Origin of the sequence: Bifidobacterium sp. MSK.17.10, assembly GCF_019129655.1 — a bacterium.
Classification (GTDB): domain Bacteria; phylum Actinomycetota; class Actinomycetes; order Actinomycetales; family Bifidobacteriaceae; genus Bifidobacterium; species Bifidobacterium adolescentis.
The window spans coordinates 20,122-34,657 of the sequence record NZ_JAHOJD010000006.1 but is presented as its reverse complement, the minus strand read 5'-3'; the positions used below and the strand labels follow the sequence as shown (position 1 = coordinate 34,657).

10 protein-coding genes are annotated in these 14,536 nt (G+C 57.7%); 8 read left to right on the top strand and 2 right to left on the bottom strand.

The features are described from left to right. Window positions 1-101: 101 nt before the first annotated feature. The 5 genes from KSX58_RS06735 to KSX58_RS06715 all read left to right on the top strand — a co-directional run bounded on the left by KSX58_RS06735 (window position 102) and on the right by KSX58_RS06715 (window position 7,217). Window positions 102-1,727, top strand: coding sequence for an ABC transporter ATP-binding protein (locus KSX58_RS06735; protein ID WP_042990671.1), 1,626 nt, complete (start codon window positions 102-104; stop codon window positions 1,725-1,727). Then, on the top strand, window positions 1,727-2,539 hold the full coding sequence (locus tag KSX58_RS06730; protein ID WP_033499155.1) for an energy-coupling factor transporter transmembrane protein EcfT: 813 nt from the start codon (window positions 1,727-1,729) through the stop codon (window positions 2,537-2,539). The genes KSX58_RS06735 and KSX58_RS06730 overlap by 1 nt, the downstream gene beginning before the upstream one ends. Before the next feature lie 9 nt (window positions 2,540-2,548). Then, window positions 2,549-3,568, top strand: a complete 1,020-nt coding sequence (locus tag KSX58_RS06725) for an Lrp/AsnC family transcriptional regulator (protein ID WP_021913906.1) — start codon at window positions 2,549-2,551, stop codon at window positions 3,566-3,568. A 173-nt stretch (window positions 3,569-3,741) separates the two neighbouring features. Continuing rightward, the gene (locus KSX58_RS06720) at window positions 3,742-4,533 is read left to right on the top strand and encodes an ABC transporter ATP-binding protein (RefSeq protein ID WP_021913905.1); all 792 of its coding nucleotides are present in this window, start codon (window positions 3,742-3,744) and stop codon (window positions 4,531-4,533) included. Between the two features lie 41 nt (window positions 4,534-4,574). Beyond that, complete coding sequence (locus tag KSX58_RS06715) at window positions 4,575-7,217, top strand: ABC transporter permease (RefSeq protein ID WP_085380279.1); 2,643 nt, start codon at window positions 4,575-4,577, stop codon at window positions 7,215-7,217. A gap of 173 nt (window positions 7,218-7,390) precedes the next feature. Here the strand turns inward: KSX58_RS06715 and KSX58_RS06710 are convergent, their stop codons facing one another. Together KSX58_RS06710 and KSX58_RS06705 are read right to left on the bottom strand one after the other, a co-directional pair. After that, window positions 7,391-8,140 (bottom strand): response regulator transcription factor, encoded by a 750-nt coding sequence (locus tag KSX58_RS06710; protein ID WP_085380280.1) that lies wholly within the window; start codon window positions 8,138-8,140, stop codon window positions 7,391-7,393. 76 nt (window positions 8,141-8,216) lie between these two features. Then, window positions 8,217-10,826, bottom strand: coding sequence for a histidine kinase (locus KSX58_RS06705; protein ID WP_217735669.1), 2,610 nt, complete (start codon window positions 10,824-10,826; stop codon window positions 8,217-8,219). A gap of 177 nt (window positions 10,827-11,003) precedes the next feature. Between KSX58_RS06705 and KSX58_RS06700 the strand changes: the two genes are divergently transcribed. From KSX58_RS06700 to ychF, 3 genes are read left to right on the top strand one after another with little or no spacing between them, the layout of a single operon-like run. Beyond that, window positions 11,004-12,347 (top strand): alpha/beta fold hydrolase, encoded by a 1,344-nt coding sequence (locus tag KSX58_RS06700; protein ID WP_026645716.1) that lies wholly within the window; start codon window positions 11,004-11,006, stop codon window positions 12,345-12,347. Between the two features lie 60 nt (window positions 12,348-12,407). Next, window positions 12,408-13,208, top strand: coding sequence for a pyrroline-5-carboxylate reductase (gene proC, locus KSX58_RS06695; protein ID WP_011743042.1), 801 nt, complete (start codon window positions 12,408-12,410; stop codon window positions 13,206-13,208). 17 nt (window positions 13,209-13,225) lie between these two features. Then, a complete protein-coding gene (gene ychF / locus KSX58_RS06690; RefSeq protein ID WP_188015793.1) occupies window positions 13,226-14,320 on the top strand; it encodes a redox-regulated ATPase YchF in 1,095 nt (364 codons plus the stop codon). Window positions 14,321-14,536: the final 216 nt, after the last annotated feature.

Below are 14,536 nucleotides of genomic sequence, written 5' to 3'. Positions count from 1 at the left end.
ACGGGCTTTATTTATACATATTCGTTCATATAGTATCCGTAGTGGCTGTGTTCGCGGCCGGTGCAATGGGCTGATGTGCTGAAAGATATGGAGAAGAGCGCATGATCACGGTACGTGATTTGAGTTGGCAGTATGAGCCATTGGTGGATGGCGGCAAGCCGGTGGATAGCCTCAAGCATGTCAGCTTCGATATCAAATCAGGCTCGTTCGTGGGCGTCATCGGACCGACCGGCGCCGGCAAATCCACCCTGTGCATGGCTTTGGCCGGAATCATCCCGAATCTGGCGGACGGCACCATGACCGGACTGGTGGAAGTCAACGGCATGAACACCAGCCGTCATTCCGTATCGGCGTTGTCCGAACGTATCGGCTACGTGCAGCAGGATCCCGAAGCGCAGCTGTTCTGTGCGAGCGTTGAGGATGAGATCGCCTTTCCTTTGGAAAACCGCGGCATCGCACCGGACATCATCGACAAGCAGATCGACGTCATGCTCGATCTGGTCGGCATGACCGGCTACCGCAAGCGCGTGCCGACCAGCCTGTCGGGTGGGCAGATGCAGCGTGTGGCCATCGCGGCGGCATTGGCGGCGGAACCCGACGTGCTCATCCTTGACGAACCGACTGCGGCGCTCGATCCGGAAGGCAAGCAGGAAGTCTTCGATGTGCTTGAACGCATCCGGCAGACCCGTTCCATGACGGTGATCATGGTGGAACAGGACACGGAGCATATCGCCTATTGGGCCGACCAAGTGTTGTTCATGGTCAATGGGGAATTGGTGCGCAACGGCGACGCCAGCCTGTTCGTCCGTGAAAAAGGACTGCTGGAATCCTCCGGCGTGCAGGTCGCGGACGATCCGCTGCCGCAGGTCAAGGCCGTACAGCAGGGCAAAAAGCATAAGAAGGACAAAAAGAATCAGCCGGAACGGTCCAAGGACGTGGTCATCAGTCTGGACCATGTCTCCTACCAATATGAGCGCGGCGGCAACGCATCGAAAGCTCTGGACGACGTGACGTTCGACATCGAACGTGGCTCATTCATCGGACTCATCGGACGTAACGGCTCCGGTAAGACCACACTCGCCAAACATCTGAACGGACTGATCCGACCCACGCAGGGCACGGTGACGGTGGATGGGCTCGACGCCTCCAAACACAGCGTCGGCGAAATGGCGGCCCACGTCGGATTCGTCTTCCAGAATCCCGACCATCAGATCTTCTGCTCCACCACCAAGGAGGAAATCGCATTCGGTCCTACCGCGCTTGGACTGGACGGAGCCACCGTGTTCAAACGCGTCGACGAGATGCTGACGCTGTTCGACCTGCACCGTTATGAAGACGTCTCGCCGGCCACGCTCGGCTACGGCGAACGCCGTGCGGTGGCGCTGTCATCCGTGCTTGCAATGCGCACGCCGATCCTCGTGCTCGACGAGCCTACGGCCGGTCTCGACCACCGTCTCGCAGCACGCTTCCTCGGCACCATCGAGAAACTCAACCAGCGCGGCGTCACCATCGTCATGATCAGCCACGACATGCGCGCGGTATACCGGTACTGCACGCATGTGCTGGAATTGGAGGACGGAAAAGTCGTGCAGTATGGGCCGATCGACAGGTCCGAAGCGGCGCAGAAGCAATCTCGGACCATCCGCAAACCGCGTAAATCCAATGGGCCCGTTTCGGCGACGCATGTGCTGCTGAAAGTCACCAAGCATGAGGAAGGACGACACTGATGGACGCCGATTTGTATGTACCGGGCGACGGCTGGCTGCATCGCGCCGACCCCCGTGTGAAATTCCTCATCACCGTGGTCATGTTGGTGTTGTGCCTGGTATGGCGCAACTGGGCGTTCATACTTGACGTTCTGATCATCGAACATCTCATGCTCATCACCGACGGCGTGCCGCTGAAACGCATCGGCTGGGTGTGGAAGATCCTCGCCGTGATCATCGTGTTCATCGTGGTGCTCTGGCCGATTTTCGACCCATCCGGCACGCACGTGCTGTGGCAGTGGGGATGGCTGAAACTCACGCGAGAGAACCTCGTCATGGCCGCGGTGATGGGATTGCGCATTCCGGCGCTCGGATTCGCGTGCTTCCTCACGTTGTTCACCACCAGCCAGACCAAGCTGATCCGAGGGCTCACCTCCCTGGGCATGCCGTACAAGGCCGGACTCACGCTCGCCACCGCGCTGCGCTACATTCCGGTGTTCTTCTCCATCTTCCAATCCGTATCGGCCGCGCAACGGGCCCGCGGACTCGACTTGAACGGCAAGAAAGACGCCACCGGCAAGAAACGCAACGTATTCGTACGCTTGGTGGACCGGTTCAAATCGTATCTGCCCATCATCATCGCGGTGCTGATCCGCGCCTACAAAATGAGCCAAAGCGTCGGCTGGGCTATGGAATCGCGCGGGCTCAACCTCCAAGGCGTGAGACGCACCTACCGCATACAGCTGAAGATGAGACTCTCCGATTGGATCATCCTTGCGGTCACCGTCGCCGCGACGGCAGGCAGCATCTGGCTGATGCTGTGGCAGTTCTGAGGCAGGCCAATGTTCCAGAACGAACAACGCATCACCATCACAGCACGCGACCTGAAAGTGGTCTCGGCCCTGCAATGCGACGGCCGTATGACCATGCAGGCGCTTGCCGACAAAATCGGCATTTCCGTCTACGCGGCTACGGAAAGCTACCGCAGGCTTACTGAATCCGGCATCATGAGCATCGTCCCGGTGTGCAATCCATTGAGTCTGGGCAATTACAGCCAGGTGCTGGTGGGACTTCGTCTCGACGGGAGCAGGGATGAGGCTCTTGCCATGCTCCAATCCATGCCACAGGTCACCTACGTGGTCTGCGCTCTGGGGGATGCCGACATCATCGCTGAGGCTGTGGTGTATTCGGCTGAAGGCATGGATCATTTCCTCAAACATGGTCTGCGCGCGTTGCCGGGATTGTCCCGTCTGCAGGTGTTCTCATGCGGACGACTGGTGCTTGATGACCACAATGTCAGCGTGGTGAACCGTCTGCTCGCCGCGCATGGCGAAACCGGCTTCCTGACCAAACGCGAGGCGAGTGTCGGCACCGATATTCCCTCGCATCGTCTGGATCCACGGTTCGTGCACACATTCAACGAACTGCAGAAGGACGGCAGGGCCAGCTACGCGTCGTTGGGGGAGCGTCTCGGCGTGACCCATACGGCGATTCGCGGCCGCATCAAAAAACTCGAAGATTCCGGCGTGATGCGCATTATGGCCACGGTAAGCCCCATGCGTTTGGGAGGATTCCGACAGGCATTCCTCGGACTTGGAGTGAAACCTCCATATCGGCTTGACTCCGAACAGCTTCTGGCCATCGACGAAGTGACGTACGCGATGAGTGGTGTCGGATTGAACGGTGCCGATTACCTGATTGAAATCATCGCCGACAACGATGAGGACCTATGGCGCGTGGTGGACGAATCCATTCGCCCATTGCCAGGCGTGGAACAGACCTGGTGGGCGTCCACCGTCAGTGTGGAGAAGGAGTCGTATTGGCTTGAGCCGCCGCACGAAGGCGTATTGCTAGGCGATTGACGATTGCCCGATGCTTGGAACATGGTTTCTGATCATCCAGTTTTCGCTGTTCCCGCGTTGATCTCATACTCAAGGATGAGTCGCGGTTCAGCAGGATTTTAGACCAACGCATGATGCCGTTGACGTCGAATGTTCCGTATGTTGGAAGTAACTTCACAAAGAAAGGAACTTCCATGGACATCAGGGACGCCATCAAAGCCAATAACACTGCCATTGAAGCCATCGATCTTGTCAAGGACTACGGTTCCGGAAGCAACGCGGTGCATGCGTTACGTGACGTCAATATCGCCTTCGAACAAGGAAAATTCACCGTCATCATGGGCCCCTCCGGCTCTGGCAAATCCACGTTGATGCACACGCTGGCCGGACTTGATTCGGCCACTAGCGGACACGTCATGTTCGACGGCAAGGATCTGACCCGCATGAACGACGACCAGCTCACCCTGCTGCGCCGCCATCAGATCGGTTTCATCTTCCAAAGCTTCAATCTGCTGCCGATGTTTACTGCCGAACAGAACATTCTCATGCCCTTGACCTTGGCTGGGGCGAAACCAGACCGACAGTGGTTGCGTCTGCTGGTGGAAACGCTTGGCCTTAAGGAACGTCTTAACCATCGTCCGAACGAACTATCGGGAGGCCAACAGCAGCGTGTGGCCATCGCGCGAGCATTGATCACCAAACCGAAACTGGTGTTCGCAGACGAGCCCACCGGCAATCTTGACTCTGTATCAAGCGCCGAAGTGTTGAGCTTCCTGAAACGTTCCGTCAACGAACTTGGCCAAACCATCATCATGGTCACGCATGATGCGGTCGCCGCGTCTTACGCCGACCGTGCGCTCGTGTTCGCCGACGGCCAGATCGTGGCGGACGTGAACAAGCCGACAGCAGACCAGATGAGTGAACTGCTGATGAAGGAACGCGAAGCCGCCACAATGAATGTGGCTTCCGCGAGACATTCCCGCTAAACGCACTGTAGAAGCATTCGAAGAAGGAAACAGAATTAACCATGTGGTCCATCACTTTGAAACTCATGCGAAAAACCAAGCGCATGCTCATACCCGCAGGCATCGCCATCATGATCGGCACGGCGTTCATCGCCAGCACCTTCCTGTTCGGCAATGCCATGAACGACTCCCTGACACGGCAGATGACCGCCATGTTCGGAAACGCCAACTATGCGGTGACCGTCAACAGCTCCGACCTGAGCGATGAGGAACTCAACGAAGCGTACTCCAGCACTGTCGGCGACTTCCATCTCGACCAGATCGCCGGCATCGAAGGGGTTGACGGTGTCCGCGCCTCGGTGGAAACCGGCGTCAGCGTTTCCAGGGGGGACAGCGCCATCAGCGGCGAGATCATCTCTACCGCGGCACAGAAGAACATGCTTCCCGTGAATATTACGGAAGGGGACCAGCCGAAGGACTCCAACGAAGTCGCACTGCCGGAAGACATGGCGAAACAGCTGAACGTCGGCATTGGCGACACTGTAAGACTGACCTCCCAATATGCGGTAGGCACCGATGGCAAAGCCAAAGCGGACAACGTGCGCGTGGTCGGACTCACCTCCGATCCGAACGGCGCCTACTCGTACTATGGTGGTGCGATCGTAGGATCCGACAATCTGCTTGCCGCAATGCAGGGAACGGACGATTTCGACACCACCGGAACAACAACGGTATACCTCGACCTTGCCTTGGATGGAAATAGCGTATCCGCAAAAACCATCAACAGTGTGAAAGCGTTGCTGCCAAAGCATTTCGATCTGATGTCGCGACAGCAGGTCAGTGACGAAAGCATCAAATCCTTAACCGGCAACCAAACCAGCATCGTCACCACATTCCTCATGTGCTTCGGCGTGCTTGCCATGTTCGTGGCGGCACTGGTGATCGCCAACACGTTCCAAGTACTCGTGGCGCAACGCCGCCGCACACTCGCCTTGCTGCGCACCATCGGCGCGAAAAAAGGCCAGCTGTATGGTTCCGTGCTGTTCGAAGCGGCAGTGCTTGGCTTCGTCGCATCCGTGCTTGGCGTGGTGCTGGGAAGTCTGCTCATGTGGGGCATGTGCGTCAGCAACATCATGCAAGAGGGTATGCGATTCAATTTCTCTTGGCAGGCCGCCGTCATACCTATTCTCTTCGGTATTGTGGTGACGGTGCTCGCATCCCTGGGATCTGCACGTTCCGCTACTGCGGTGACGCCATTGGAGGCATTGCGCCCGATTGAACTGACCGACAACCGTCGTTCCAGCCTCACGCGAGCCATAATCGGTATTCTGATGGTGGTGGTCGGTATCGCCATGGTGATATTTTCCATCTGGCAGGTACAAGCCACCAATGGCGGCGAGAATGCGAGCAGCGATCAATTCACGATGATTCTGCTCGTAGCCATCGCCGGCGCCGCACTGGTGTTCCTCGGAATGGTGGTCACCGCGGTGTTTTGGATGCCGGCCCTCATGAAGGGAGTTGGAGCGTTGGCCTCGCTGACAGGCCCTTCCGCAACGGTTGCGCACGCCAACATTCAGAAGAATCCGCGACGCATCGCAGCAACCGGTGCCGCTCTGCTCATCGGCGTCACCCTGGTTTCCACCATCGCAACCGGTGCCGCCAGCGCCAAAGAGACTATGAATGGTGCGCTCGCCACCCGTTATAGCGTCGACATCGTGGCCATGGGCGATGACATCAGCCAGCAAATGGTCAAGGATGTAGCCGACATCAACGGCGTGTCCGACACGTTGTATGCGCCGGCGGTTTCCGTGACCTTGGAGAAAGCGGATGGAATCCAGCCTACGTCCGCATTGCTGGTCGGCGTGAAGAATATCGATCAGGTCAAGCAGGTCATGCGTGCCAACTTGGGTAACGCCTCCATCGACAGTGATGGCGTGCTCATGCCAACATACAATGCGCAAACCGGCAAGGAACTGCAGTTCGCCAATGGTACGGCTGATTTCTCCACCGAATGGAACCAGGACGGCGACGCTACGCGTTCGCTGACATTGCAAGCAAACCAAGCCGACTACCGTCGCGTATCCGCACAGTATGGAGCTGTCGGATTCGTGGATGAAAGCCATTTCACCAATGGTGACCTCGATGCCGCCACCCATGTGCTGCTGGTCAAGGCGGATACTGACAAGTCGGGAGTTTCCGTTGACGGCATCTACAACGACATGCAGGCCGCATTGGAAAAGAGCACTGATGCGACAGTAACCGGACCGATCGCCGAACGCATCGTATGGGCGAAGATGATCGACTCCATGATGATGCTTCTGGTGGGATTGATCGCCGTGGCCGTGCTCATCGCACTTGTCGGCGTGGCCAACACGCTGTCCCTGTCGGTGATCGAACGCACCCGCGAATCGGCCACCCTGCGCGCCATCGGCATGACCCGCGGCCAGCTCAGGGCATCGCTCGCCATCGAAGCGCTGCTCATCTCCGTAGTCTCAGGCCTTGCCGGCATACTGCTTGGCACATTGTTCGGTTGGCTGGGCGCATACGTGGTGTTCAGTCTGTACGGCACCGTGGCATTCCCATTCGAATGGGGAATCAACGGCATTGTGCTTGCCGTGGCGGCTGTGGCAGCGTTGCTGGCCAGCATCGCACCTGCCCGTCGGGCGGTCAGGGTGCCGCCAGTTGAGGCGCTCGCAGAAGCTTAGCACCTCAACAGGCGGCCTTCGCGGCAAGCCGCTCACCTCACCTACGGGAAGCCTACCAGGCTTCCCGCTTTACGGTTCGGCCTGTTGAGGCGCTCGCTGAAGCTTAGGCGATAAACGGAATGCTCCTTCGAAAGAAGGAGCATTTTTGTTGCCGAATACGTTTTATGAAGATTTTATACGAGATGGTTTTCGTAGGCGAACACGACGGCTTGGACGCGGTCGCGCGCATTGATTTTCGACAGGATATGCGCGACATGCGTTTTCACGGTAGGCAGGCTGATGAACAGCTTGTCCGCGATCTCCTGATTCGACAGGCCATGCGCGATTTCGATGAGCACCTCGCGCTCGCGGTCGGTCAGTTCGTCCAATTCCGGATCGGTGTACATAGTTGCCGTCGAAGCGGAAGCGGACGTTGCGGAAACGGGCGCTGCGGCGGCCGTTCCTGCGAAATCGCCATCCATCATCTTCTCTATAAGCCGTTTCGTGGCGGATGGCGCGATGATCGCGTTGCCTTGGTACACGGTGCGAATCGAATTGAGCAGCGTCTCCGGTTCCGTGTCCTTCAGCAGGAAGCCGGACGCGCCGGCGTTGATCGCGGCCATCACGTATTCGTCCAAATCGAACGTCGTCAGAATGATCACACGGGTATGCGCATCGTCAAGCGCGCTGCCATCGGGTGCGAAACGATGCTGCAACGCGCTGATCCGACGTGCCGCCTCAATGCCGTCCATACCGGGCATACGCACGTCCATCAGCACCACGTCGGGATGCAGCGTCTCCGCCAAAGCCACCGCTTCCGCGCCATCGCGCGCCTGGCCGACAACCGCCATATCCGGTTGCGAGCTGATCACCATCGCGAAACCGGCACGCACCAATTTCTGATCATCGGCAATGACCACACGAATCTTCTGTTCTTCACTCATACTCTCCACCTTATCGGCATCGTTCCGCTCACAGCGCGAAACAAACCCTTAAATCTCCCTGAAAAACTTGAACCGGCTATCGAGACGCGCGCTGCAGCTGCTCCTCCAGCGGTGCTGCGGGCCGCAACTGCAGTTCGTTCGCGCTACCGGCATGAGCGTCATCGCTGAAACCAGTCTCACGAAGCACTCCGAGCAGTTCGCGCATACGCTTAAGCGCGGCGCGCCCCTGTTCTCCGATGGCTTTGAACGCTGCGGAAATCTCGTCGGCGGTAGGCTCCTTGCCTTGTGCTTCGGCAGCGTCCAACATGCGGATACCATCGACGGCTTGACTAATCACGCTGTTCAACGTGGCGGTGACTTCAGCCTGAATGCTGGCACTGATACGGTCGCGTTCCATATTCGCCGCGAGAATACGCTGCTTCTCCTGCTCGGCCACCAGCGCCTCCTCTCGCGCCTGCAACACCAGTGCGTTTGAATCACTGGAGCGAGTCCAACGCGCCCATGCCATAATGCCGGCGCACAGTATCAACACCGCAACCGTATACATAACGCCGGTAAAAAACGCCGCAGTACTGCTTGACGCGGCTGAAACCGGTTTTGTCAAGCCCACGGAAGCGGTGATGGCGCCGAACAAGGTAATGTATCCGTGTTGATCGGCCGCGATTTTCAAGCCCATCAGCACCGAACAGGCGACAGCGGCAGGACCGGTCCAACGCCATGCGTGTTCGCGTCCATACAATACGGCTGAATACAGAGCACACAGCGAAGCTACGATATGTCCAACCTCAATCGATCCCAAAAACACCAATTGCACAACCGACAATACGAACACAATAAGCGCGCAAGTCTCGGGGAACCTGCGTCGAAGGGACAGCGCCAATATGCAGCAGGTAGCGATCGCATGAGAGAGCTGCGCAAGAGGTGAACTATCAAAAAAGAACGTAACCGACATGCGATTCAGCAGCATGACCAATACCACGGCACCAACGGAATCCATGAGCACATAATGGTGCTGCGTCCATGCGGAAACACGTTCCACCCAATTCGGCCCTCGCGAATTGGATGTATTTGCAAATTCTACGGATTTCAGTTTCAACGATTTGAGCAAATCATGCAAATTGGGTGCGGTGATGCGCAAATGTTGCAGGGCATTCGAACGATGATCGCGACCGGTCGGTTGGTTGGTTTCCTGCGTCCGCTCCGATGGCTGATCTGGGATTCGCGCCGATATGTTAACGGCTGTGTGAGGTGCGATTGCTTCGTCGGATAATCTCGCTTTGCTGGATATGGCAGTTGTGTTGCAAGATTCGGACTGTTCCGAGGCATACTGTTCGCCGGTTTCTTCTGTCACCTGTTCTTTACCGCCGTAAGGCAGGGTGGCCATGACTTCGAAGCCTCCGCCGAGTTGAGGGCCAGCCTGCAACGAGCCTCCGGCCGATTCGATGCGTTCTTTCATGCCCAGCAGGCCGTAACCTGGCGTATGCCCGTCGATATTGGCCGCCGCGCCATGACCATTGTCGGTGATGGTCAAAGTGAGCAAACCGTTGTTCCATGACTCTTTAATATGCACATCGACATGCGGCCCCGCATACTTGCGGATATTCGTCAGCGCCTCCTGCACTACATGGTAGGAAGCTATCGAGGCTTGTTCGCCGAGTTGTTCTGGGCTGGCGGTGCCGGTGATATTCCGTCGGATTCGAATGTCGGGGGAGACGTTTTGCGCTTGTTCCACAAGATTGCCGATATCGTTATAATCGGCGTGCGGTGAACCCCCGAATACTCCCAGAAGACGTTGCATGTCATGCAGTGCGCGTTCCGATTCGTGTCGAATCGTCTCCATGGTGTTTCTGGCCACCGCGGGATCATGCGTGCCTGCATAGCGACCGCCATCAGACTGCACGATGATGATTGACAGGGTGTGCGCCACCACATCGTGCATGTCACGTGCGATGCGTGCGCGTTCCGCCAACGCGGCGATATCGCGTTCATCCTGGTCTCGCGCGGCGATTGCCTCATTGCGTTCCCGCATCATGCAAACGGTTGCCAGACGGGCACGCTGCCAGAACGCTACAATGACGGTGGAAATAATGCATACTTCGAAAATCGGCGTCAGTACCAGCATGTATTGCGCCATCATGTCGGCGACTTCCGACATGGATGTTCCTGTGTAGATGGAACCGAGAGTGTCTTTCGTGACCATAACGCCATTTGGATTTGGGTCATTCCAGCTGCTCCATGTATGCACTTTGCCTCCGGTGAGCAATGGTCCATTGGTCATGGTCCATGCCACCAGCGCCGAAGCCAGAAGACCGATGATCAACGCCAGAATAATGAAGGCTTTCGTGTTTTTGGGATTGCCGTAGACGATCACCGAATACAGCATGAACAATGCCAGAATATCGGCGCCCAACAGGCAAGGGCCGAATATGAGATGCGCCAAGGTCAATGCCACGCAGAGCAACGCTCCGGTCTGCGGCCGCCATCGACGGATCAGCAGCGGGATAAGCATTGCCGCTTCCCATGCCATCCGCGTGGAAGGCTTAAGGTCAAACAGCAATCCCGGATTATAGGTGATGCCGCCGGTCACGCCGAACAGCAGAACACCTATAACAAGCGTGATGATGAGATCGCCGGCGAAAACATGGCCATGCATCCATGACAAGAGACGCTGTTTGAAATTCGACATACGTTCCACCCTAGCGCCAGATATGCTGTGACGCCATCATGCGCAGGAATGAAATAGCGGCAGGATAAAGCCGCTTTTGTGAGGTAAGGTTGTCTCCGCATGTGGGTGAGATGGAAGCCATCAAAAAGTCACTACCCGCATTGAACATGCCGATGACGCCAAAGGGAAGGTGAATGCATGACGTTGCTGAGCGAATACTACGTGCCCGGATTGCATATTGAGGATCGTTCCATCAAGGTGCCGTTGGATTGGACGGGCCACGAGCCCGGTCATGGGTTCGATGGCGAATCGATCAGCCTGTTCTACCGTGTGGTCACCGCTCCCGAACATGTGCATGATGATCTTCCGCTGCTCGTGTTCCTGCAGGGTGGTCCCGGTGGTTCCGGTCCGCGTCCGCTCGGTCCAAGTTCCGATGGTTGGATTGAGGAGGCCATCAAGCATTTCCGTGTGGTGTTGCCGGATCAACGTGGTACTGGGCGTTCGTCTCGTGTCGATACGCATGTGATTGAGGGCATGGATGGCGGCGGCAAGGCCGGTGCCGCGTTTTTGAAGCGCTTCCTCGCCGATTCGATCGTTCGTGATTTCGAGCATCTGCGTCGTACCGAATTCGGGGGCGCACGTTGGGCCACGCTTGGTCAAAGCTATGGCGGATTCCTGACGCTGACGTATCTTTCGCTGTTCCCGCAAGGGGTTATCGCCAGTTTCACCACGGGCGGCATTCCTCATGTTCCCGCCGATGCGACCGACGTGTACCGTCATACGTTCCCGCGCATGGCGGCAAAGACGAAGCAGTTCTACGAGCGTTACCCGATCGATGTCGAACGTGCCGCGGCCGTCGCCGACATTCTGCAGTCGCGCAAGGTCGCATTGCCGAACGGCGATCCGCTCACGGTGGAACGCTTCCAATGCTTGGGATCCGATTTCGGCATGAAGCCAAGTTTCGAACGCGTGCATTGGATTCTTGACCAGGCATTCCTCGACGGCGACGGTTCGGCCTCGACCTCGGCGGAACTGTCTGACGAATTCCTGTCTTCCGTGATGGATGCGACCTCGTCTCGCCCGCTGTACTGGCCGTTGCAGGAGTTCATCTACGCCAACGGCGAGCTGGAAACGCCGATTTGCTGGGCCGCCCAGCGCGTGCGCGGCGAGCATCCGGAATTCGCGGGTGACATCCGTCCGCTTAATTTCACCGGCGAGGCCATGTTCCCGTGGATGTTCGAGCAGGAACGTGCGTTGCGTCCGTTCAAACCGGCCATGGACGTGCTTATGGAAGACACGCATTTCGGCACGATCTACGATGCCGACCAGTTGGCGCGCAATGAGGTTCCGCTGCAGGCTGCCGTCTATTTCGACGACATGTACGTAGATTCTGGATTGCAGCTCGACACGCTGTCCCGCGTCGGTCGTTCACATTATTGGACCACCAATGAGTTCGAACATGACGGCGTGCATGGTTCCGTGGTCTTCAAACGCCTGTTCAACGAAGCACTGAACAGGGGAGATCTGGAAGAACTGTTCTGACACAGACAATCCATCCATATATCGATATCAAATAGGAACCGGGAACAACAAGGAGAAACCATGTCCAACCCAACCATCGGATTCATCGGATACGGCAACATGGCACAGGCCATTGCCGAAGGACTTGTCGCGGCAGGTGCAATCGACGGTACTGACATCGTGGCGTGCGCCGCGCATTACGACAAACTGGAGAAAACCACGGCGAAGGTTGGTGCCACACCGCTGCGCACCGCTGCCGAAGTCGCAGACGCGGCCGACGTTGTCATCATCGCCATCAAACCGTACCAGATCGAAAGCGTCATCAAACCAATCGCCGGCGCGCTCGCCAACGAAAGCACATTCGTCGTATCCATTGCGGCAGGCTGGGATCTCGCCAAATACCGTGAACTGTTCGGCGCCGATTTCGGCGCGATGCACATCCAGTGCACCATTCCGAACACGCCGATGGCCGTCGGCAAAGGCGTGCTCGTCACGGAAACCGACAACACGCTGACCGACGCGCAAAACGAGACGTTCGAAAAGCTGTTCTCATCGATCAGCCTCATCGAACGCGTCGACTCCGCGCATATGGGCATCGGCATGTGCATCGCCGGCTGCGCGCCCGCATTCACCGACATGTACATCGAGGCGCTCGGCGACGCGGGCGTGAAATACGGTCTGCAACGCGCCACCGCCTACCGTCTGGCCGCAAAGATGGTGGAAGGCGTCGGCGCACTGTACCTGGCCAACGAAACGCATCCGGGTGCCATGAAAGACGCTGTCTGCTCTCCAGGAGGCACCACCATCAAGGGTGTCGCATCGTTGGAGGAAAGCGCGTTCCGTGGTGCCGTGATCAAAGCGGTCGACGCCATCGAAGCCTAATACTAAACTAAGGAACCATGTCTCTTACTATCGGAATCGTCGGACTGCCGAACGTCGGCAAGTCCACCATGTTCAACGCATTGACCCGTAACAACGTACTGGCGGAAAACTATCCGTTCGCCACCATCGAACCGAACACCGGCATCGTGCCATTGCCGGATGACCGTCTGCCGGTGCTTGCCAAGCTCGTGCACACGGAGAAGATCGTGCCGGCCACCGTCACCTTCGTCGACATCGCAGGCATCGTCAAGGGCGCCTCCGAAGGCGAAGGCCTGGGCAACAAGTTCCTCGCCAACATCCGCGAGGCCGACGCGATCTGCGAGGTCGTACGCGCCTTCGAAGACGACGACATCGTCCACGTCAACGGCAAGGTCGATCCGGCCGACGACATCGACACCATCAACACCGAGCTCATCCTCGCCGACCTGCAGACCATCGAGAACGCGCTGCCGAAGCTGGAGAAGGATCTGCGCGGCAAGAAGATCGAGCCGGCCTACATGGACGCCGTCAAGCAGGCCAAGGAGATCCTCGAAGCCGGTGAGACCATCGACAAGGCCGCCCGCGAAGGCCGCTTCGACAAGGACTCCGTCTACGACCTGCACCTGATGAGCGCCAAGCCGTTCATCTACGTGTTCAACGTGGACGATTCCGAACTGCAGAACCAGGATCTCAAGACCAAGCTCGCCGCCTCCGTGGCTCCGGCTCCGGCCATCTTCCTCAACGCGCAATTCGAAGCCGACCTGACCGAACTCGACGAGGACGACGCGCGCGAAATGCTCGCCGACGCCGGCCTTGAGGAATCCGGCCTCGACCAGCTGGCACGCGTCGGCTACGACACGCTCGGTCTGTCCACCTTCCTCACCGCAGGCGAGAAGGAAGTGCGCGCATGGCAGATCCACAAGGGCTACACCGCCCCGCAGGCCGCCGGCGTGATCCACACCGACTTCGAAAAGGGCTTCATCAAGGCCGATATCGTCTCCTATGACGATTTCGTTGCCGCCGAAGGCTCCATGACGAAGATCAAGGAGGAAGGCAAGCTCCGTCAGGAAGGCCGCGACTACGTCATGCAGGACGGCGACATCGTCGAATTCAAGTTCAACGTTTCCAAGTAGGGTCTTCAGACCCTAGAAAACGGCGTGATTCCAAGGGTTCCGGGGTGTCGGAACGTTGGAATCGCGCCGTTTTTCGATTCGCGGAAAACCGCCGTTTTACGCACGTATTCCGCCGTTTTACGCGGCGATAGAGTGTAAATAGAGTGTAATTCCGGAAAACCCCGGAGTGCGCTCGCCGTAACGGTTCTCGCCATGTGCGTGGACGCTCATTGAGTG